A 19,866-nucleotide genomic window follows, 5' to 3' on the forward strand; every position below is an offset into this window, starting at 1 on the left:
CGCGGCCTCGCAGCGCGGCTGAAGCCGCTCCCACGGACTCCCGGCCTGACTGTCACGGTAAAGCCTCGACGTCCAGTGCGTAGCCGGAGTGTCTACCCGGGGTCGAGAAACCGTCTATGAGCCGCGCGGCGACCGCTCGGCGTGCTGCGCCGCCTGCTCGGCACCCGCGGCCCGAGCTGTTGCGGCGCATCTCGCGCGGCGGGGCGGGCTAGCGCGCCTCCCCCCAGGGCCCCCGATCCGGCGGGTGAGCCCGCCGAACGGCGGACAATCCACTACTCCACAGACCGCATAAGGGCTAGAATCCCGGCCGCCGTCACCCGCCCGGGCTCGACCGGGTTCATTGACCAAGGACCGCCGCGGCCCACGGCACCTTATTCCATCGTCAATCCTCCAAGAGCAGAGAGGGCATCGCGATGCCGAGACCCATCCACCCGGTCCACGCGCCCGCCAGGCGACCGCGGGGCAACCCCGGCACCCGGATCAGCGCCATGTTCGCCGCCGCGCTCGCGCTCGGTCCCGCGTGCGCGGACGACCCGGCGCCGAACCTGCGCGGGGCCTCCACCGGCCCGACCACGGCCAAGGGCTACGACCACCCCGATCAGTTCATCCATCTCAAGGACGTGAAGCCGGCGGACAACATGTATCCGGCGGTCCCGCACCCGGAGCAGGAGCAACAGGCGCGCAAGAAACTGGCGGCCCTGGAGCAGCAGACCGGCAAGAAGCCCAATATCCTGATCTTCCTGCTCGATGACGTGGGCTGGATGGACCCGGGCTTCAACGGCGGCGGCATCGCGGTGGGCAACGACACACCGACGATGGACCGGCTGGCCGCCGGGGGACTGGTGCTCACCTCGGCCTATTCCACCCCCTCCTGCTCGCCTACCCGCGCCACTATCCATACCGGCCAGAACCCGCTCCATCACGGGCTCCTGGCCCCGCCGATGTACGGCATGCCGGGTGGCCTGGAGGGCGCGGTGACACTCCCTATGGTGCTCAAGCAACTCGGGTATGTCACCCAGGCCGTCGGTAAGTGGCACATGGGGGAGAACCAGGGCTCGCTGCCGCAGAACGTCGGCTACGATGACTTCATGGGGTTCCTGACCGTCTCCGACGAGTATACCGAGTGGCGCGACATCTATTTCAATCCCGAGATCGCGCTGAGCCCGGCGCGGACCCGGATGATGGAGGCGATGCCGTTCAACAAGCACGAGGTCCACTGCACCCCCGCCGACAAGACGAAATGCACCGACGGGCACCTGATCGACCTCAACTACACCAAGGACCTCGATCGCCACTGGATGGACTACAGCAGTGCCTTCATCCGCCGCATGAAGGACAGCAAGGCCCCCTTCTTCCTCTATCACGGCACCCGCGGCTGCCACTTCGACAACTACCCCTCGGACCAGTGGGCGGGCCGCTCGCGCGCCCGCACCGTCTATAGCGACTGCATGGTCGAGATGGACCACATCCTGGGCGAATTGACCAAGGCCCTGGAGGAGACCGGTCAAGCGGAGAACACCCTGGTCTTCTTCTCCTCCGACAACGGCCCCGAGTGCGAGGTCCCGCCAGCCGGACGCACCGCCTTCCGCGGCTGTAAGGGGTCGAGCTGGGAGGGCGGCCAGCGGGTGCCGACCTTCGCCTATTGGAAGGGCATGATCGCCCCGCGCCGCTCCGAGGGCCTCTTCGACCTCGCCGACCTGTTCAATACCGGCATCTCGCTCGCCGGCAAGCCCGGCGCCCAGGTCTCCGACTTCGTGCCCAAGACGACCTATATCGACGGGATCGACCAGACCGGGCTGCTGCTCGCGGACCAGGGTGAATCGGCCCGCCGCAGCCGGCCCTATTTCCTGCTTGGGTATCTCGCGGCCCTGCGCATCGACGAGTTCAAGTACATCCTGACCGCAGAGTTGGAGAACGGGTTTTTCCCGCGGGGCTACAACGGCGGCTTCACCGGCCCCATCGCCATCAGTAACGGTGGGGCGGTGATGGTCAATCTCTATACCGCCCCGCAGGAGGACGCGGGCAGCGGGGTGCGCCATCTACCGATGATGACGGAGATCCAGGTGACGCTGCAACAATACCTCAGGGAACTCGTAAAATACCCGCCGCGGCTCCAAGGGGACTTCGCTCCCAACAACCCGCCGCTCTACGACCTGCTGCCGCAATTGAAGGCGGCGGCCGAGAAGCGGGCGGCGGCCGCACCGCAGGTGCCGCCGCAATAGCGACCGTCACGCCCGCCGCGTGCTTCGCGTGATTGTTCGGCCCCTCGTTATCCGGGGCGTCGTGGGGGGCGTCCGCGGGCGCCCCCCGGCTGCCCTCGACTCGCGGTTCCGTAGTGTTCAAGGGCGACGATTTTTCTCAGACCGATATCGCAAGCGCCTGCGACCCATCCGGCTGAACGTCGGCGAGGCGCCCGTGTCATTTTCAGGAGTTCGACCGATTCTTCTTCCCTTTGTGTCTTTGCGTCTTTGCGAGAGGGTCTTCGCTGGCCCCAAGAGGAGATGGCGATGACCCCTGAGCCGATGGACCCCGGTGGGTCGGCGGCCACGATGCTGGTCAGCGGCGCCGCCGCCCTGGGGCTCGCGCTTGCCCCGGTGCAGCTCGAGCGGCTGCTGGGCTTCCTGGCGCTCCTTACCCGCTGGAACCGCGCCTACAACCTGACCGCCGTGCGCGACCCTGGCGAGATGGTTCCGCGCCACCTGCTCGACAGCCTCGTGATCCTGCCCTACCTGTACGGCGAGTCGGTGTTGGACCTGGGCACCGGCGCCGGTCTGCCGGGGCTGCCGCTCGCCGTTTGCGACCCCGATCGCCACTACTGGCTGCTCGACGGCAACGGCAAGAAGGTCCGCTTCGTGCGTCAGGTGGTGCTGGAACTCGGGCTCGCGCAGGTCGTACCGGTGCACGGGCGCATTGAGGCGTACCGGCCGGGGCGAAAGTTCAGTACCATAGTGAGTCGCGCCGTGGCCACGATCGCGCAGATCCAGGCCCCGGCGGCCCCCCTGCTCGAACGCCCGGGGCGCTTGCTGGTCATGAAAGGCCGCTACCCGCAGGACGAACTTCAAGACCCGGCGCTGCGCGGCCTCGACGTGGCCGTGCACAAGCTGTTCGTGCCCTTCCTGGAAGGCGAACGCCACCTGATCGAGATCCGCTGTGAGTGAACCTGCCATGGGCCGAATCATCGCCGTTGCCAACCAGAAGGGTGGGGTCGGCAAGACGACGACCGCTGTTAATCTCGCCGCCTCCCTGGCCTCCATGAAACGTCGCGTGCTGCTGATCGATCTGGACCCCCAGGGCAACGCGACCATGGGCTGCGGGGTCGACAAGCACGACATCGAGCAGTCCAGTTGCGACGTGCTGTTGTCCGACGTGCCCTTCGTGGAGTGTCTGCGGCGGGTCGCGGAGCCCGCCCCCGGCTTCGATCTGCTGCCGGCCAACGGGGACCTGACCGCCGCCGAGGTGGGCCTGATGAACTCCCCCGACCGGGAGCGGCGACTGGCGCGCGTCCTGGCCGCGGGGGCCGCGCACTATGAACTGGTGATCATCGACTGCCCGCCGTCGCTCAACATGCTGACGCTCAACGCCCTGGTGGCCGCCGACGGGGTGCTGATCCCGATCCAGTGCGAGTACTATGCCCTCGAGGGGCTGTCGTCCCTGATCGATACCATCGATCAGGTGCGCGCGAGCCGCAACAGCGGCTTGCAGATCGAGGGCATCCTGCGCACCATGCACGACCCACGCAACAACCTGGCTAACCAGGTCTCCACCCAGCTCGTCGTCCATTTCTCGGAGCAGGTCTATCGCACCATCATCCCGCGCAACGTGCGCCTGGCGGAGGCCCCCAGTCACGGCCTGCCGGTGCTGATGTACGACCCGATCTCCAAGGGGGCGGTGTCCTATCTCGCCCTGGCGAGCGAGGTGCTGCGCCGACAAGACAAGCGGCGCCTGGCGGCCTGATCGTGTCCTTAGAACCATCCCCCGACCTGAGCCCTCCGACCATGGACGAATCACCGACCTCGTCGCCCAAGAAGCGCGGACTTGGCCGCGGACTCGACGCCCTGCTCGGGGCGACCCGCCCGCCCCTGCCCGCGCCCGCGCCCGATCAGACTGGCGTCGGGGCCCCGGCGGCGGCGCCCGCGGAACGCATCACCCATCTGCCGCTGGAGCGGATCGCGCGCGGGCGCTATCAACCCCGCCGGGACTTCGACCCCGACGCCCTGCGTGAACTGGCGGACTCCATCGCCGTCCAGGGCGTGATCCAGCCGATCGTGGTCCGGCCGCTCGAGGGTGACCGCTACGAGATCATCGCCGGGGAGCGCCGGTGGCGCGCCTGCCAACAGGCCGGTCTCAAGGAGATCCCGGTCGTCGTCCGCGAGGTGGACGAGCCCACCGCCGTGGCCATCGGGCTGATCGAGAACATCCAGCGTGCGGACCTGAACCCGCTGGAGGAGGCCGGCGCCCTGGAGCGCCTCCTGATCGAGTTTCAGCTCACCCACCAGCAGATCGCCGAGGCCGTCGGCAAGTCGCGCACCACCGTCACCAACCTGTTGCGGCTCCTGGAGCTGAATCCGGACGTAAAGGCCTGTGTCGAGCAGTCGCAGCTCGAGATGGGCCACGCCCGCGCCCTGCTCGGTCTCAAAGGACCGCAGCAGAGCGCCGCCGCGAAGCAGGTGGTCGGCGGTGGTCTCTCGGTGCGCGAGACCGAGCGGCTGGTGCGCCGCCTCCAACAGGCCGGGGAGCCGCAGCCCGAGCCGGTCGCCAAGGTGGAGCCCGACCCCAACGTCCGGGGGCTTCAGGACTCGCTGGCCGAACGGCTCGGCGCGCGCGTGGAGATCCAGCAGGGCGCGCGCGGGGCCGGCAAGTTGGTCATCGCCTACAACAGCCTGGACGAACTCGACGGCATCCTGGCCCACATCACGTAGGGGCGGGTTTCAAACCCGCCCCTACATGGGTCTGGGCAACCGGTCGGCCTGGCCGCGCTACTCAATAATCAGAATCAGATTTAACATGGCCTCGGAAGCCCCTGCGCGCGTTGACCGCCTTTTGGGGAACCTTTATACTGTTGGTTCGGCACTGGGGATTTCAACGGGATAATCCCATCGCAAAGCAATAGGCGCACACCCTGCTCGCCCAACGGGTCCTGCAAGTTCAAGCACTCCTTGCCTCCTTAGCGACGGTCATCGCCCTGCCCTTCGGCAATTCGGCGGTGGTTTCAGTCCTGATCGGGTCAGGCGTGTGTCTGCTGGCTAACGGCTTGTTCGCGGTCGCGGTTTTTCGGGCGTACCGGGCGCAGTATCCCGAGCGGCTGCTCCTGCGTATGTACCGCGCCGAAGCGGCGAAGTTGGCGTTGATCATCGGTCTTTTCGTCGTGGCCTTCGTCACCCTCGATGGACTGAATATTCCGGCCCTGCTGGCTGCCTATCTGGTCACCCAGGTCGCATCCACGCTGATTGCAGCACAGTGGGAAACCCAGTCGGGCGACCACGGCAAGAACCGTCACGACAAGAATTGAGAGATGACCGATGTCGACCGCTGAAACGCTCACTTCGCAAGCCTACATCCAGCACCATCTCACCCAAATGACCCTGGGCGTGCACCCGGAGCAGGGGTTCGGCTTTGCCCACAGCGCCAAGGAGGCGGCCGAGATGGGCTTTTGGGCCCTCAATATCGACACCATGTTTTTTTCCATCCTCTTGGGATGGCTGGTCTTCAGTTTCTTCCGCAAGGTCGCCGAACGCGCCACCGCCGGTGTACCGGACGGCGCCCAGAATTTCGTCGAGGCCATCGTCGACTTGATCGATGAGAACGTCCGCGGGTCCTTCAGCGGCAAGAACCCCATGGTCGCGCCCCTGGCCCTGACCATCTTTGTCTGGGTCTTCCTGATGAACGCCATGGACCTGCTGCCGGTGGACCTGCTCCCCTGGCTGTTCGGTCAATTCATGAGCCTGTTCGGGGCCAATCCGCACCATGTCTTCCTGCGGGTGGTTCCGACGGCGGACCCGAACACGACCTTTGCCATGGCCCTCATGGTGTTCTTCACCGTCCTCTATTACAGCGTCAAGATGAAGGGCGTCGGCGGCTTCCTCGGTGAGTTGACACTGCAGCCCTTTGGTGTCTGGGGCATGCCGGCCAATATCATCCTGGAAGGCATCAGCCTGCTGTCCAAGCCGGTCTCGCTCGCCCTGCGTCTGTTCGGCAACATGTACGCCGGCGAGATGATCTTCATCCTGATCGCGCTGATGTACAGCGGCGGCACGGTGATGGCGGTGTCCGCCGGCGGTCTGCAGTTCGTATGGGCGGTGTTCCATATCCTGATCATCACCCTGCAAGCCTTCATCTTCATGGTGCTGACCGTCGTCTATCTGGACATGGCCCATCAGACCCACCACTGATCCGCTGGGCCCCGGTGGCCGTCGCCACCGGTGCTGACCACCACTTCCACTCATTCTCAAACCCCCAACCCCGAAACCGGAGGAACTAATGGACGCTAACAGTGCTGTTTTGTTCGCAGCTGCAATCAGATTCATCGGCGCGGGCCTCATGCTCGGCCTGGGTGCGGTCGGCGCGGGCGTCGGCATCGGTGTCCTGGGCGGCCGGTTCCTGGAAGGTGCGGCCCGTCAGCCCGAGCTGATCCCGATGCTGCGCACCCAGTTCTTCATCGTTATGGGTCTCGTCGACGCCCTGCCGGTCATCGCGATCGCCATGGGCCTGTACCTGATGTTCGCCGCCTGATCACGGATCAGGCTTTAGGGACCAGGTGCCCGCATGTGACCGGTCGCCCAGCAGACTCGAGGCACCCCGAGGCAACCCGAGGCAAGTAGATGAACTTCAATCTGACACTCATTGGCCAGATGATCTCCTTCGGGGTCTTCGTCTGGTTCACCATGACCTTCGTCTGGTCGCCGATCATGAAGGCGCTCCAGGACCGCAAGGCCAAGATCGCCGAAGGACTGGCGGCCGCCGAGCGTGGTCACCAGGAGAAGGCCCTGGGTGAGCAACGCGCCCTGGAGACCCTGAAAGACGCCAAGGCCCAGGCGGCCGAGATCCTGGGGCAGGCCAACAAGCGCGCCAGCGAGATCGTCGAAGAGGCCAAGACCGACGCCCGCGGCGAGGGTCAGCGCCTGATCCTGTCCGCCCAGGCGGAGATCGAGCACGAGACCAACCGGGCCCGCGAGGAGTTGCGCCAACAGGTCGCCACCCTGGCGATCGCCGCCGCCGAGAAGATCCTGAAGAAGGAAATCGATGTGCGCGCCCACCAGTCCATCATCGACGACTTCGCCAGACAGATTTAAGGGCACACTATGGCCGGAGAACTCACAACCATCGCCCGGCCCTATGCCGAGGCCGTCTTCTCGGCGGCCCAGGAGTCCGGTCAGGTCGACGCCTGGACGGAGCCGCTGGGTGTGCTTGCCGCGATCGCCACCGATCCGCAGATGGCCGCCCAGATCGGCAATCCGGAGCTTGCGCGGAACCAGGTGCAAAACATGATCCTGAGCGTCGCGGGGGATTCACTGCCGAAGCCCTTGGTCAGCCTGGTGCGCCTGCTGGCGGAAAACGGCCGCTTGGTCGCCTTGCCCGAGATCGTCACCCTCTATGAGGAGCGGCGGGTCGCGAGCGCCGGGGTGCGCGAGGTCCTGGTCCGCAGTGCCTTCCCGGTCGATACGGCCCAGGAACAGGCCCTGGCCCAGTCCCTGGCCCGCCGCTTCGGTGCCCAGGTCAAACTGACCGTGGAACTCGACCCCGACCTCATCGGTGGTGTCGAGATCCGCGCCGGGGACCTGGTAATCGACGACTCGGTCCGCGGCAAGCTCAAGCAACTCGCGCACGCCCTCCAGTTCTGAACGGGCCCATTGTGAACAGGATACTGCCATGCAACTGAACCCTTCCGAAATCAGCGATCTCATCAAACAGAAGATCGAACAGTTCGACCTGAAGACGGAGGCCCGTACCGAAGGCACCATCGTCAGCATCACGGACGGTATCGTGCGCGTGCACGGCCTGTCGGACGCCAAATACTACGAGATGCTGGAGTTCCCCCCGGACAGTTCCGGTCAGGCCACCTTCGGGCTGGCACTGAACCTGGAGCGTGACTCGGTGGGCGCGGTCATCCTGGGGCCCTACACCCACCTGACCGAGGGTGACTGGGTTCGCTGCACCGGCCGCGTGCTCGAGGTCCCGATAGGCCCCGGCCTGCTCGGGCGCGTCGTGGACTCGCTCGGCAATCCGATCGACGGCAAGGGCCCGATCGATGCGGTCGGCACCGCCCCCATCGAGAAGGTGGCCCCCGGCGTCATCGCCCGCAAGTCGGTGGACCAACCGGTGCAGACCGGGCTCAAGGCGATCGACGCCATGGTCCCGATCGGCCGTGGTCAGCGCGAGTTGATCATCGGTGACCGCCAGACCGGCAAGACCGCGGTCGCAATCGATACGATCATCAACCAGAAGGGCACCGGCGTTAAGTGCATCTATGTCGCGGTGGGGCAGAAGAACTCTTCTATCGCCACCCTGGTGCGCAAGCTGGAAGAATTCGGCGCGATGGAGCACACCATCATCGTCGCGGCCGCCGCGGCCGAGTCTGCGGCCATGCAGTACATCGCCCCCTACGCGGGCGCGACCATGGGCGAGTACTTCCGTGATCGCGGTGAGGATGCCCTGATCGTCTATGACGATCTGACCAAGCAAGCCTGGGCCTATCGTCAGGTCTCGCTGCTGCTGCGCCGCCCGCCCGGCCGTGAGGCCTATCCCGGTGACGTCTTCTATCTGCATTCACGCCTGCTCGAGCGCGCCGCCCGCGTCAACGCGCACTATGTGGAGGAGCAGACCAAGGGTGCGGTGAAGGGCCGGACCGGTTCGCTGACCGCGCTGCCCATCATCGAGACCCAGGCCGGTGACGTCTCCGCCTTCGTGCCGACCAACGTCATCTCCATCACGGACGGCCAGATCTTCCTGGAGACCGATCTCTTCAATGCCGGTATCCGCCCGGCCATCAACGCCGGCCTCTCGGTGTCGCGCGTCGGCGGTGCCGCCCAGACCAAGATCATCAAAAAGCTTGGCGGTGGTATCCGGTTGGCATTGGCGCAGTTCCGCGAACTGGCGGCCTTCTCCCAATTCGCCTCCGACCTCGACGAGGCCACCCGCAAGCAGCTCCAGCGTGGTGAGCGGGTCACCGAGTTGATGAAGCAGGTGCAGTACTCGCCGATGAGCGTGGCGCAGATGGCGATCTCGCTCTTCGCCGCCAACGAGGGCTATCTGGACGATGTGGACGTGAAGAAGGTCGTGGACTTCGAGCGTGCCATGCAGTCCTACATGAAGACCTCTCAGGCGGATCTGCTCGAGCGGATCAACACCACCGGCGACTACAACGACGAGATCCAGGCCGCAATGCACGCCTCGATCAAGGCGTTCAAGGCCAACAACACGTGGTAGTGCACCAGCCGCCGGTGGTCGGCCCCGAGCGGGGTCGGCCCGGGCGGCGCGGTCTCTCTGCATGACCCGATTCACGCCGCAGTCGCCGCCGACCAAGCCGGTGGCTGGCCGCTGGAGGCTGGGAGCTTATTAAATGGCTGGCGCCAAAGAAGTCCGCACCAAGATCGCGAGCATCAAGAGCACGCAGAAGATTACCAAGGCCATGCAGATGGTCGCGGCGTCCAAGATGCGCAGGGCCCAGGAGCGCATGTCCGCATCCAAGCCCTACGCCCAAAAGATGCTGTCGGTCATCAGCCACCTGGCCCGCGCCACCCCCGAGTATCGGCACTCCTTCATGGCCGTGGAGCGCAGTCGCAAGCGGGTGGGCTTCATCATCATCTCCTCGGACCGCGGCCTGTGCGGCGGCTTGAACAGCAATCTGTTCCGTAAGCTGATCGCCGAGGTCAAGACGCTGCATACGGCCGGGATCGAGCCGGTCTTTTGCACCATCGGCAGCAAGGCGCTGGCCTTCTTCCGGCGCTTCGGCGGCAAGGTGTTGGGGCAGGCGACCCACCTGGGCGACAAGCCGCATATCGAGAGCCTGATCGGCACCGTCAAGGTGATGCTCGACGCCTTCGAGGCCAAAGAGATCGATGCGCTCTATGTCGCGAGCAACGAGTTCGTAAACACCATGACGCAGCGGCCGGTGATTCGCCAGTTGGTACCCCTGGTGCCGGGCGAGCAGGCGACGATGCCGCTGCACTGGGACTATATCTATGAACCCGACGCCAAGACGGTGCTCGATTCGCTCCTGACCCGCTACATCGAGGCCCTGGTCTACCAGGGCGTGGTGGAGAACGGCGCCTGTGAGCAGGCGGCCCGCATGGTGGCCATGAAGTCCGCCTCCGACAACGCGGGCGAGCTGATCGGCGAGTTGCAGCTGATCTACAACAAGGCCCGCCAGGCGGCGATCACCCAAGAAATTTCAGAGATCGTGGGCGGCGCGGCGGCGGTCTAGCCGGGCACTGCGATTGAGAACCCCGCTTCAGAACGCATCCCCAGACGCCTGCCCAGGCGAGAACGAGGAATAGAATATGAGCTCTGGTAACGTAGTGCAGGTCATCGGCGCGGTGGTGGACGTGCAGTTCCCCCGCACGGACATGCCCAAGGTCTACGACGCACTCATCATCGAGTCCATGGACCTGACGCTGGAGGTCCAGCAGCAACTCGGCGACGGGGTGGCCCGCACCATCGCCATGGGCTCCACCGACGGTCTGCAGCGCGGCGTCGCGGTCACCGCCACCGGCGGACCGATCAGCGTGCCGGTCGGGCAGGCGACCCTGGGCCGCATCATGGACGTACTCGGTAAGCCCATCGATGAACTGGGTCCGATCGCGACCGATGAGCGCTGGGGTATCCACCGTGAGGCGCCGAAGCTCGAGGACCAGGCGGCCTCGACCGAGATCCTGGAAACCGGCATCAAGGTCATCGACCTGATCATGCCCATCGTCAAGGGCGGCAAGGTCGGCCTGTTCGGCGGTGCCGGCGTCGGCAAGACCGTTACCCTGATGGAGCTGATCAACAACATCGCCAAGGCCCACGGCGGCTTCTCGGTGTTTGCCGGCGTCGGCGAGCGGACCCGCGAGGGCAACGACTTCTATCATGAGATGAAGGAGTCGAACGTACTCGATAAGGTCGCCCTGGTCTATGGCCAGATGAACGAGCCCCCGGGTAACCGCCTGCGGGTCGCCCTGACGGGGCTCACCATGGCCGAGTATTTCCGCGAGGAGGGCCGCGACGTGCTGCTCTTCGTGGACAACATCTACCGCTACACCCTGGCGGGAACCGAGGTCTCCGCATTGCTCGGCCGTATGCCCTCCGCGGTGGGCTATCAGCCGACCCTGGCCTCGGAGATGGGTACCCTGCAGGAGCGCATCACCTCCACCCGGACCGGGTCCATCACCTCCTTCCAGGCCGTCTATGTGCCCGCGGACGATTTGACCGACCCGTCCCCGGCGACGACCTTCGCGCATCTGGACGCGACCCTGGTGCTGTCGCGCCAGATCGCGGAGCTTGGCATCTACCCGGCCGTTGATCCGCTGGACTCGACCAGCCGTATCCTCGACCCCAATGTCGTCGGCGCCGACCACTATGACACGGCCCGTGCCGTCCAGGGCACCCTGCAGCGCTATAAGGAGTTGAAGGACATCATCGCCATCCTGGGGATGGACGAACTCTCCGAGGAGGACAAGCTCGCGGTCTCGCGCGCCCGCAAGATCCAGCGCTTCCTGTCCCAGCCCTTCACCGTCGCCGAGGTCTTCACCGGCGCCCCGGGCAAGTTCGTCCCCGTCGCGGATACCATCCGGGACTTCAAGGCCATCGTCAACGGCGAATACGACCACCTCCCCGAGCAGGCCTTCTATATGGTCGGCGGGATCGAGGAGGCCGTCGCCAAGGGCGAGAAGATGGCCGCCTAGCAATTGAGGGTTACGCTATGGCTATGACCATCCATGTGGACATCGTGAGCGCCGAGGGGGCCATCCACTCCGGGCTCGCGACCATGGTCTTCGCGACCGCGGAGATGGGCGAGGTCGGCATCGCGCCCCGCCACACCGCCTTCATCAGCCGGCTGCGGCCAGGTGATGTCCGGGTGCAGAAGGAGAACGGCGAGCAGGACCATTTCTATGTCTCCGGCGGCATGATCGAGGTCCAGCCCATGGCCGTGACCATCCTCGCCGACACCGCCATCCGCGCCCAGAACCTGGACGAGGCGGCGGCGATGGAGGCCAAGCGCAAGGCGGAAGACGCACTCGCCGGTCACGCCGCCGAGTTCGAATACGCCAAGGCCCAGTCCGAACTGGCCGAGGCCATCGCCCAGTTGCGGGCGATCGAGCGGCTGCGCAAGATGAAGACCAGTTAGGGCTCCTTCCCGGTCGCCCTAACTTATGCCCCCGGCGCTTTGCGCCGGGGGCATTTTGATTTGTGCCTTTTGTCATCCTGCGGCGATACTGCTCCGAGACTGGGCAGGTGCTCCCGTAGGATGGGTAGAGCGCAGCGAAACCCATCAATTGCCGACGTCACGCGCCAATCGCAATCGGCGTGAGCCTCGCGCTTGCCCGACTTTCGCCCCCGCGCTATCGTAGAGGTCTGGGAACTGGGCGTTCTGCGAGGGGAATCAGATGCAAACCTATGAGTCCGATATCGTCGCCTGGTCCGAGGAACAGGCCGGCTTGATCCGTGCCGGTCGCTTCGACCGCCTGGACCTGGAGCACATCGCCGAGGAGATCGAGGACGTGGGCAAGAGCGAACAGCGGGAGTTTGCCAGTCGGATGGCCGTTCTCTTGGGGCATCTGCTGAAGTGGCAATACCAGCCCGTGCGTCGCGGCGCCAGTTCGGAGAAGACCATCAAGGCCCAACGCAAGGAGTTGGCCTATAATCTAAAGGAAACCCCCAGTCTGCGGGTCAAGCTGAAGGACCCTGACTGGCTCGATATGGTCTGGGCCAGGGCCGTCGCGTTGGCCGTCACCGAGACCGGGCTCGATTGTTTTCCCGACACCTGTGCCTGGTCCAGGGATGACGAGGTCCTGGCCCCGTCCTGGCTCCCGGAATGATCCGCCTGCGCGGCGCCCGTACCCACAACCTCAAGAACCTGGATCTCGACCTGCCGCGCGATCGGCTGATCGTCGTCACCGGACTCTCGGGCTCAGGCAAGTCCTCGCTCGCCTTCGACACCATCTATGCCGAGGGCCAGCGCCGCTATGTCGAGTCGCTGTCGGCCTATGCCCGGCAATTCCTCTCGGTGATGGAAAAGCCGGATATCGATCATATCGAGGGGCTCTCGCCCGCCATCTCGATCGAGCAGAAGACGACCTCCCACAACCCCCGCTCCACCGTCGGCACCATTACCGAGATCTATGACTATCTGCGCCTGCTGTTCGCCCGCGTCGGCAGCCCCCGCTGCCCCCAACACGGTCAGACGCTCGAGGCCCAGACGGTCAGCCAGATGGTCGACCAGGTATTGGCCCTGCCGGAGGGGGAGCGGCTCATGCTCTTGGCCCCGGTGGTCTCCGCGCGTAAGGGTGAGTACCAGCGACTGATCGCGGAGTTGCACGCGCAGGGGTTCGTGCGGGCGCGCATCGACGGCCAACTCTGCGAACTCGACAGCCCGCCGGACCTGGATCTGAAGAAGAAGCACGACATCGAGGTCGTCATCGACCGCTTTCGGGTGCGTCCCGATCTGCAATTACGGCTGGCGGAGTCATTCGAGACCGCGCTGGCGCTCTCCGGGGGTATCGCCCGCATCGCCCCGTTGGAGCCGCCGTCAGGGGCGGACAGCGCGGCCCCGGGGCGGCCCGAGATCACCTTTTCGGCCACCTTCGCCTGCCCCGTCTGCGGCTACAGCATCCAGGAACTGGAACCGCGCCTCTTCTCCTTCAACAACCCGGCGGGTGCCTGCCCGACCTGCGACGGCCTGGGAGTCGAGCAGTTCTTCGACCCGGCCAAGGTGGTCGCCCAGCCTGGGGTGAGCCTGGCCGCCGGGGCCGTGCGCGGCTGGGACCGGCGCAACGGCTATTACTTCCAGATGGTCCAGGCCCTGGCCGCGCACTATGGGTTCGATGTGGAGGCCGCCTGGGCCGACCTGCCGGAGACGGCCCGCCAGGTGGTGCTCTACGGCTCCGGCACGGACAAGCTCAAACTCAGGCTCCCCCACGAGGGCGGCAGCGGGAAGCTGCGCCCCTTCGAGGGGATCATCCCCAACCTGGAGCGGCGCTACCGCGAGACCGACTCCGCCACCGTGCGCGAGGAACTGGCCCGCTATCTGTCGCACCACCCCTGCCCGGCCTGCAATGGCGCCCGGCTGAGCGAGGCGGCACGCCACGTCTTCGTCGCCGACCGCAACCTCCCCAGCCTCTGCGCCCTGCCGGTCGGTGAGTGCCTGGCCTGGTTCGAGGGGCTGATCCTGCCGGGGCGACGCGGCGAGATCGGCGCCCGCATCAACCAGGAGATCGCCACCCGGCTGCGTTTCCTTACCGACGTGGGGCTCGACTATCTCACCCTTGCGCGCAGCGCCGAGACCCTCTCCGGCGGCGAGGGCCAGCGTATCCGCCTGGCGAGCCAGATCGGCGCCGGCCTGGTCGGCGTCATGTACATCCTGGACGAGCCCTCCATCGGCCTGCACCAGCGCGACAACGCTAGGCTGCTGAAGACCCTGACCCATCTGCGCGACATCGGCAATACCGTCATCGTCGTCGAGCACGACGAGGAGGCGATCCGCGCCGCGGACCTGGTGGTCGACATGGGGCCGGGCGCCGGTGTCCATGGCGGTGAGCTGGTCGCCCAGGGCACCGCCGCGCAGATCGCCGCCAATCCCAAGTCACTGACCGGTCGCTATCTCTGCGGCGACCTGCGCATTGCGATCCCCACCCACCGCACCCCGTCGGACCCGGAGCGCCAATTGCGTATCCTGGGCGCCAGCGGCAATAACTTGAAGAACGTCGATGCCGCCATCCCGGTCGGCAGCTTCTGCTGCATCACCGGGGTCTCCGGCTCCGGCAAGTCCACGCTCATCAACGACACCCTATTCCCCGTGGCGGCCCGCCAACTCAACGGCGCCAGCCTCACCGCCGCCCCCCACCGGGCGATCGAGGGCCTGGCCTATTTCGACAAGATCGTCGATATCGACCAGAGCCCCATCGGCCGCACCCCCCGCTCCAATCCGGCCACCTATACGGGCCTGTTCAACCTGGTGCGCGACCTGTTCTCCTGCGTACCCGAGGCGCGCTCCCGCGGCTACGGCCCCGGCCGCTTCAGCTTCAACGTCAAGGGCGGGCGCTGCGAGGCGTGCAAGGGCGATGGGCTCATTCGGGTCGAGATGCACTTCCTGCCCGACATCTATGTTCAATGCGACACCTGCAAGGGCCGCCGCTATAACCGCGAGACGCTGGAGGTCCGCTATAAGGGCCGCACCATCGACGAGGTCCTTAACCTCACCATCGAGGACGCGCTGCCCTTCTTCGCCCCGGTCGAGCCCATCCACCGCAAGCTCCAGACCTTAATCGACGTGGGGCTCGCCTACGTGCGCCTGGGCCAGAGCGCGACGACCCTCTCCGGCGGCGAGGCGCAGCGGGTCAAGCTCTCCCGGGAACTGAGCAAACGCGACACCGGCCGCACCCTCTATATCCTGGACGAGCCCACCACCGGCCTGCACTTCCACGACGTGGCGCAATTGCTCCAGGTCCTGCACCGCTTCCGCGACCACGGCAATACGGTCATCGTCATCGAGCACAACCTGGACGTCATCAAGACGGCCGATTGGGTCATCGACCTGGGGCCGGAGGGGGGCGACAAGGGTGGTGAAATCATCAGTGCCGGGACGCCGGAGCAGATCGCCGCTGATCCCCGGTCCCATACTGGGCGGTTCCTCAAGCCCTTGTTGGCGCGTGGGTGGTAAGTCAATCGTTTCGGCGCGGGGATGATTCAATGGCTCGCACACGCCTTTCGCACCACAGTTAGGGCTGTCCGGCCACTGGCATCCGATCCGGTCCATGGCAAGCACGACAAGTGAAGGCCCGGTGTGCTGATCGGTTTGACCAACAGTGCCGGCCGCCGGGGCATGTTGTCCACGCGCTGATTGAGCAGGTACGCCGTAGTCGGCAGCGAGACCTGCCGGTAAGCCCACTCCGTCGGCATGACGATGCCAGTCCTACCTGGGATATCAGTTGACAGCCGGAGAAGATTTGAATACTATGAGTAGCATTATGACGCCCAAAACCAATCTTTTTTCTCTGTGCCGCTCTGCCTTTGGTGCTCCGAGCTACGAGGCCGACGATGTCGCGATTTTTCAGGGTGACTGCCTTGAGCTAATGCGGCAATTACCCTCGGGGACGATCGACCTCACAGTGACGTCGCCGCCATATAACATCGGAAAAGAATACGAGAACGTATTGTCTCAGACTCAATATTTGGATTGGTGCGAATCGTGGATACGGCAGATTCATCGTATCATTAAGAGCGACGGCGCGTTTTGGTTGAATCTTGGATATTTCGGAATTCCAGGTAAAGCGCGCGCGGTGCCAATCCCCTATTTGCTTTGGAATAGAACGCCCTTTTATCTAATCCAGGAAGTAGTTTGGAATTACGGTGCCGGAGTGGCTTGCCGCAACATGTTTTCGCCACGAAACGAAAAATTCCTCTGGTACGTAAAGGATCCGATGTCATACTGCTTCAATCTCGATGATATACGCGACCCCGACGTTAAATACCCGAATCAGAAAAAAAACGGTAAGTTGAAATGCAATCCCTTAGGGAAAAATCCAACCGATGTCTGGCAGTTCCCGAAAGTGACCTCGGGACGGGATAGAAGTTCAGAAGAACGGACCCCTCACCCGGCGCAGTTTCCGATCGCTGTTATTGAACGGATCATTAAGTGCAGTAGTAACGAGGGGGATGTAATACTCGACCCATTTATCGGTTCTGGAACCACGGCGGAAGCCGCGCTACGAAATGGCAGAAAAGTAATTGGATTTGAAATTGACCCACTCTACGTACAAATCGCCGGGCGCCGCATGTCAAATTATTTTCAAGCAAAGCAATTTGCGGAAGCCCAAACCGAGTTAGCTCTTGATATGTAACACCTTGAACTTCCCTGCATAAATTTCAGATGTCAATCTGGATTGCTGGCCTGTGGCTGCGCTCTGGCCGATCCAATCGGAATGGTCAAGCCAACCGAATCGGATTAGTACAATCTGCGGTTCTGTTCTTTGCTGAGAGAATTTCTCGAAATTGATAGCTAGGTAGTATCCTGACTTGCTTTTCTTATCTTTTTTGACCTTTTGAGCAGCACTTCTGTTGCCGAAGATTTTACCTCGATCGGAAGATGTTTTTAACTCGATAGAGAAGTTCTCGTCCCGGAGGTAAACAATATCCTTATCGCATGCCGCCTTTTCCCCTCTCCATTCTTTTGGGTAGCGGCGCGTTAACTCAATCGGAATCAATTCGTGAAGCAGTGCCCCCATGATCTGCGGCTTGGGGAAAATATCTTTTCCAATCTTATACCCCTTCGATCCAATCGAAGAGGCAAAGATAGATTGCCAAGCATCAAGAACAATAGCGACGATTTCCGCGCTTCTCAGGGGGTGTTTTGCGATCAGTCTGTCCGTGACCATAGCCCAATTTTCTGGTGCAATATTCTGATATGGGGATTGCAGTGTCATCATTGAATCCCTTCAAGAAGTTTGCTTGGCGTCGTGCCTAGGGCCGCCGCGATCTTTATAATGTTCTCAAGACTTATATTTCGCTCACCTCGCTCTACCGACCCGATGTAAGTTCGGTGCAGTCCGCTCGCTTCCGCAAGTTCTTCCTGCGATAGCCTATGTTGGAGACGAAGGTCTCGAACGTGTCGGCCAAATAGCTGCAATTCAGTTGAGCGTGACATGCAGCGCAGGATGCCTGCATGATGGCTGTGCATCTACAGACTATAAGTATCGTCGCACCTTAGTCCTTACATTCAACCAGTAGTGGGCAGAACGGCGAAGAAGGTTGTGGCACTGCGGTTTCAGGACCTTGCGCCCACGACGGATCTTGATGAAGATATGGGACTTGAAACGCTGCGGACGGGGCGCATGCTTCGTCCATCTGGGAGTTGGCTGGGATGCTTGAGCGGTAACATGAGAAGGCGCGGAGGAGGTAAATGAGATTCAACGTGACAATCGACCGTGACGAGGACGGAATCTGGATCGTCGAATGCCCGACCATTCGCTGCTGCGTCAGTCAAAGTCAAACGAAGGCGAGGGCACAGGAGAGCATTCGTGATGCAATCTATCAATGTCTTATGGTACGCGCGGAGCGCGGTATGCCCTTGACCGTGGCCGAATTTGTGGATGCCATTTAGACGGCCCAGGGGGATTGTCAGTCGTGCGGCAATACCTCGCCAGGCGAGATGGAATCATCCCGGCCGCCCGTCAGCCCTTGGTCTGACCAGCATCGGTGCATAAACCCACAGAAAGAGCCCGAACGCCAGGACCCACAGGACCCCGGAGCCGATCAGCCAAGCGCTATAGGCCCACGGCCAGGCCAAGGGGCCAAAGACGCGCACCAGGGCCGCCAGATTCAGGGCCGCGAAGGCGATGACCGTCAGCCGCGACGCGACCATGGGGCGGCCGGTATGACCCAGGGTCACCCGGGCCATCATCCCCAGGGTGAAGGCGCCGATCGCACCGATGGTCAAGGCGTGCAGGGCCGGGAAGGGTTGCAGCAGGCCCAGGTGGGCCAGCCCGTTCAGGGTGAGGCCCAGGATCAGCCAGAGATAGCCGCTGTAGAGCACCGCCAGCATCGGGATGCCCCAGACCCGCCGATCGTGCCACCCGGCCAGGCGCAGGCCCTGGACCAGGGCCAATGACAGCGCGAGCAGGGCCGCCGGTAACGCGACCGGCAGGCCGAGCTGGGTCAATGAATCGGCGGCGACCCACAGCAGGGCGAGCCCGAAGGTCAGCCGCTCCACCCAGGGGTTCGATCTGGGGGCCGTATCCGGGATGGCCGTGCGGGTAAAGAAGGGCATGACCCGCCCGGCGACGACCAACAAGGTCAAGAGGATCAGCCCAAGCATCAGCCGGTCCCCGGCCAGGGCCGTGCGTGCCGTGAGGCCCAGGGCCTGGAGGTGGACCAGGAGGGCGGCCAGGCACATGCCGCCCAGCAGCGCGAGAAAGGCCCGATTGGCCGGGTTTGGCCCTTGCCATAGCGGCTTGAAGAGCGACAGCGCGAGCAGGGCCGGGAAACTGAGATCCAGGATCGCGACCAGTACCGCGGGGAGCGGCAGGAGCGGCGCGACCCGCCCCAGGGTCCACAGCAGTACCAGCGCGCCCAGTTCGGCCCCGGTGGCGGTCGCCAGGCCGGTCCAGTTGCGCACGGCGGTGAGCAGAAAACCCGCGATCACGGCCAGGCCGTAGCCGAACAGCAACTCGTGGGCGTGCCAGGTGGTCCCGGCATAATAGCCGTCCATGGCGACGGCGCCGTGCAACATGGCGAGCCAGACCAGGAGCGTAAGCACGGCCGACAGCCCCGCGGCGAGAAAGAAGGGCCGGAAGCCCAAGGCCAGGATGGGCAGCTCGGGGCGGACGCGGGGGATTGGGGTGTCAGGCACTGGGGTGCTCCGTGGGTGCTGTTCTTGAACATCCAGACCTGCCTGCGGCCTATTCCTCCGGCCATCGCCCTTGGTCCTCCCAGCCGGCGAACTGCGGGCCCAGCCCCCCGCCTTGCCCATAGGCCTGAACATAGCGCTCCGCGAGGGTCCGCCCCCGCTGGTCGCGCAGATAGCTCGCGATGGCGCGCCGCGACTCGGCGCGGCGGCCGTCACGCTGGACCTCGGGGGGCGCCGTCGAAGCCTTGATCATACATCCGGCCACCCTGCTGTAGGGGAGGTCGCTGGTCCGCACAGCGGACCCTACGGGCGCGGGGCCGTAGGGTCCG

Annotated in this window: 21 protein-coding genes; 17 read left to right on the forward strand and 4 right to left on the reverse strand. The window is 64.3% G+C overall.

Features of this window, described 5'->3' with window-relative positions:
• The first annotated feature begins 413 nt into the window (after positions 1-413).
• The 16 genes from QZY48_RS00925 (at position 414) to QZY48_RS01000 (ending at position 17,033) form a co-directional block, all read left to right on the forward strand.
• Positions 414-2,222 (forward strand): sulfatase-like hydrolase/transferase, encoded by a 1,809-nt coding sequence (locus QZY48_RS00925; protein WP_295426562.1) that lies wholly within the window; start codon positions 414-416, stop codon positions 2,220-2,222.
• A 285-nt stretch (positions 2,223-2,507) separates the two neighbouring features.
• The gene (gene rsmG / locus QZY48_RS00930) at positions 2,508-3,158 is read left to right on the forward strand and encodes a 16S rRNA (guanine(527)-N(7))-methyltransferase RsmG (protein ID WP_295426564.1); all 651 of its coding nucleotides are present in this window, start codon (positions 2,508-2,510) and stop codon (positions 3,156-3,158) included.
• Positions 3,159-3,165: 7 nt separating this feature from the next.
• The gene (locus QZY48_RS00935) at positions 3,166-3,954 is read left to right on the forward strand and encodes a ParA family protein (protein ID WP_295426565.1); all 789 of its coding nucleotides are present in this window, start codon (positions 3,166-3,168) and stop codon (positions 3,952-3,954) included.
• A 41-nt stretch (positions 3,955-3,995) separates the two neighbouring features.
• Positions 3,996-4,919 (forward strand): ParB/RepB/Spo0J family partition protein, encoded by a 924-nt coding sequence (locus tag QZY48_RS00940; protein ID WP_295426566.1) that lies wholly within the window; start codon positions 3,996-3,998, stop codon positions 4,917-4,919.
• 218 nt (positions 4,920-5,137) lie between these two features.
• Positions 5,138-5,509, forward strand: coding sequence for an ATP synthase subunit I (locus QZY48_RS00945; RefSeq protein WP_366929619.1), 372 nt, complete (start codon positions 5,138-5,140; stop codon positions 5,507-5,509).
• Between the two features lie 10 nt (positions 5,510-5,519).
• On the forward strand, positions 5,520-6,389 hold the full coding sequence (gene atpB, locus QZY48_RS00950; protein ID WP_295426567.1) for a F0F1 ATP synthase subunit A: 870 nt from the start codon (positions 5,520-5,522) through the stop codon (positions 6,387-6,389).
• Positions 6,390-6,477: 88 nt separating this feature from the next.
• The gene (atpE, locus tag QZY48_RS00955; RefSeq protein WP_100922215.1) at positions 6,478-6,729 is read left to right on the forward strand and encodes a F0F1 ATP synthase subunit C; all 252 of its coding nucleotides are present in this window, start codon (positions 6,478-6,480) and stop codon (positions 6,727-6,729) included.
• Between the two features lie 89 nt (positions 6,730-6,818).
• Positions 6,819-7,289: a F0F1 ATP synthase subunit B gene (locus QZY48_RS00960; protein WP_295426568.1), complete on the forward strand. Its 471-nt coding sequence runs from the start codon at positions 6,819-6,821 to the stop codon at positions 7,287-7,289.
• 9 nt (positions 7,290-7,298) lie between these two features.
• A complete protein-coding gene (locus QZY48_RS00965) occupies positions 7,299-7,838 on the forward strand; it encodes a F0F1 ATP synthase subunit delta (protein WP_295426569.1) in 540 nt (179 codons plus the stop codon).
• A 28-nt stretch (positions 7,839-7,866) separates the two neighbouring features.
• Positions 7,867-9,423: a F0F1 ATP synthase subunit alpha gene (atpA, locus tag QZY48_RS00970; RefSeq protein ID WP_295426570.1), complete on the forward strand. Its 1,557-nt coding sequence runs from the start codon at positions 7,867-7,869 to the stop codon at positions 9,421-9,423.
• Between the two features lie 133 nt (positions 9,424-9,556).
• Positions 9,557-10,420: a F0F1 ATP synthase subunit gamma gene (gene atpG / locus QZY48_RS00975; RefSeq protein WP_295426571.1), complete on the forward strand. Its 864-nt coding sequence runs from the start codon at positions 9,557-9,559 to the stop codon at positions 10,418-10,420.
• A gap of 76 nt (positions 10,421-10,496) precedes the next feature.
• A complete protein-coding gene (gene atpD / locus QZY48_RS00980; RefSeq protein ID WP_295426572.1) occupies positions 10,497-11,879 on the forward strand; it encodes a F0F1 ATP synthase subunit beta in 1,383 nt (460 codons plus the stop codon).
• Positions 11,880-11,896: 17 nt separating this feature from the next.
• A complete protein-coding gene (locus tag QZY48_RS00985) occupies positions 11,897-12,322 on the forward strand; it encodes a F0F1 ATP synthase subunit epsilon (RefSeq protein ID WP_295426573.1) in 426 nt (141 codons plus the stop codon).
• Positions 12,323-12,581: 259 nt separating this feature from the next.
• Positions 12,582-13,013, forward strand: a complete 432-nt coding sequence (locus QZY48_RS00990; RefSeq protein ID WP_295426574.1) for a DUF29 domain-containing protein — start codon at positions 12,582-12,584, stop codon at positions 13,011-13,013.
• Positions 13,010-15,853, forward strand: coding sequence for an excinuclease ABC subunit UvrA (gene uvrA, locus QZY48_RS00995; RefSeq protein WP_295426575.1), 2,844 nt, complete (start codon positions 13,010-13,012; stop codon positions 15,851-15,853). The genes QZY48_RS00990 and uvrA overlap by 4 nt, the downstream gene beginning before the upstream one ends.
• Positions 15,854-16,160: 307 nt before the next feature.
• A complete protein-coding gene (locus QZY48_RS01000; protein WP_295426576.1) occupies positions 16,161-17,033 on the forward strand; it encodes a site-specific DNA-methyltransferase in 873 nt (290 codons plus the stop codon).
• Here QZY48_RS01000 and QZY48_RS01005 read toward each other — a convergent pair.
• Positions 17,016-17,618 (reverse strand): ScaI family restriction endonuclease, encoded by a 603-nt coding sequence (locus QZY48_RS01005; protein ID WP_295426577.1) that lies wholly within the window; start codon positions 17,616-17,618, stop codon positions 17,016-17,018. The two genes, QZY48_RS01000 and QZY48_RS01005, sit on opposite strands and share 18 nt — an antisense overlap.
• Entirely contained in the window at positions 17,615-17,869 is a 255-nt protein-coding gene (locus tag QZY48_RS01010; RefSeq protein ID WP_366929618.1) for a helix-turn-helix transcriptional regulator, read from the reverse strand. The genes QZY48_RS01005 and QZY48_RS01010 overlap by 4 nt, the downstream gene beginning before the upstream one ends.
• Before the next feature lie 222 nt (positions 17,870-18,091).
• Here QZY48_RS01010 and QZY48_RS01015 point away from each other — a divergent pair, with 222 nt between their 5' ends.
• Positions 18,092-18,292 (forward strand): type II toxin-antitoxin system HicB family antitoxin, encoded by a 201-nt coding sequence (locus QZY48_RS01015; protein WP_295426578.1) that lies wholly within the window; start codon positions 18,092-18,094, stop codon positions 18,290-18,292.
• A 54-nt stretch (positions 18,293-18,346) separates the two neighbouring features.
• Here QZY48_RS01015 and QZY48_RS01020 read toward each other — a convergent pair whose 3' ends face one another.
• Positions 18,347-19,540 carry an NnrS family protein gene (locus QZY48_RS01020; RefSeq protein ID WP_295426579.1) on the reverse strand — a complete coding sequence of 398 codons (1,194 nt, stop codon included), beginning with the start codon at positions 19,538-19,540 and terminating at the stop codon, positions 18,347-18,349.
• 49 nt (positions 19,541-19,589) lie between these two features.
• A partial coding sequence (locus QZY48_RS01025) for a hypothetical protein (RefSeq protein ID WP_295426580.1) occupies positions 19,590-19,866 on the reverse strand: 277 nt, incomplete at its 5' end.

This window comes from uncultured Thiodictyon sp. (assembly GCF_903828115.1).
Lineage (GTDB): Bacteria > Pseudomonadota > Gammaproteobacteria > Chromatiales > Chromatiaceae > Thiodictyon.

Bases quoted from the DNA above. Each gene is read 5' to 3' on its own strand.
- atpE (WP_100922215.1), top strand. From the start codon at position 6,478: ATGGACGCTAACAGTGCTGTTTTGTTCGCAGCTGCAATCAGATTCATC.
- atpA (WP_295426570.1), top strand. From the start codon at position 7,867: ATGCAACTGAACCCTTCCGAAATCAGCGATCTCATCAAACAGAAGATC.
- QZY48_RS00965 (WP_295426569.1), top strand. From the start codon at position 7,299: ATGGCCGGAGAACTCACAACCATCGCCCGGCCCTATGCCGAGGCCGTC.
- rsmG (WP_295426564.1), top strand. From the start codon at position 2,508: ATGACCCCTGAGCCGATGGACCCCGGTGGGTCGGCGGCCACGATGCTG.
- atpD (WP_295426572.1), top strand. From the start codon at position 10,497: ATGAGCTCTGGTAACGTAGTGCAGGTCATCGGCGCGGTGGTGGACGTG.
- QZY48_RS00935 (WP_295426565.1), top strand. From the start codon at position 3,166: ATGGGCCGAATCATCGCCGTTGCCAACCAGAAGGGTGGGGTCGGCAAG.
- QZY48_RS01000 (WP_295426576.1), top strand. From the start codon at position 16,161: ATGACGCCCAAAACCAATCTTTTTTCTCTGTGCCGCTCTGCCTTTGGT.
- QZY48_RS00925 (WP_295426562.1), top strand. From the start codon at position 414: ATGCCGAGACCCATCCACCCGGTCCACGCGCCCGCCAGGCGACCGCGG.
- QZY48_RS00940 (WP_295426566.1), top strand. From the start codon at position 3,996: ATGGACGAATCACCGACCTCGTCGCCCAAGAAGCGCGGACTTGGCCGC.
- atpG (WP_295426571.1), top strand. From the start codon at position 9,557: ATGGCTGGCGCCAAAGAAGTCCGCACCAAGATCGCGAGCATCAAGAGC.
- QZY48_RS01005 (WP_295426577.1), bottom strand. From the start codon at position 17,618: ATGATGACACTGCAATCCCCATATCAGAATATTGCACCAGAAAATTGG.
- QZY48_RS01015 (WP_295426578.1), top strand. From the start codon at position 18,092: ATGAGATTCAACGTGACAATCGACCGTGACGAGGACGGAATCTGGATC.
- QZY48_RS00960 (WP_295426568.1), top strand. From the start codon at position 6,819: ATGAACTTCAATCTGACACTCATTGGCCAGATGATCTCCTTCGGGGTC.
- QZY48_RS00985 (WP_295426573.1), top strand. From the start codon at position 11,897: ATGGCTATGACCATCCATGTGGACATCGTGAGCGCCGAGGGGGCCATC.
- uvrA (WP_295426575.1), top strand. From the start codon at position 13,010: ATGATCCGCCTGCGCGGCGCCCGTACCCACAACCTCAAGAACCTGGAT.
- QZY48_RS01010 (WP_366929618.1), bottom strand. From the start codon at position 17,869: ATGCACAGCCATCATGCAGGCATCCTGCGCTGCATGTCACGCTCAACT.
- atpB (WP_295426567.1), top strand. From the start codon at position 5,520: ATGTCGACCGCTGAAACGCTCACTTCGCAAGCCTACATCCAGCACCAT.
- QZY48_RS00990 (WP_295426574.1), top strand. From the start codon at position 12,582: ATGCAAACCTATGAGTCCGATATCGTCGCCTGGTCCGAGGAACAGGCC.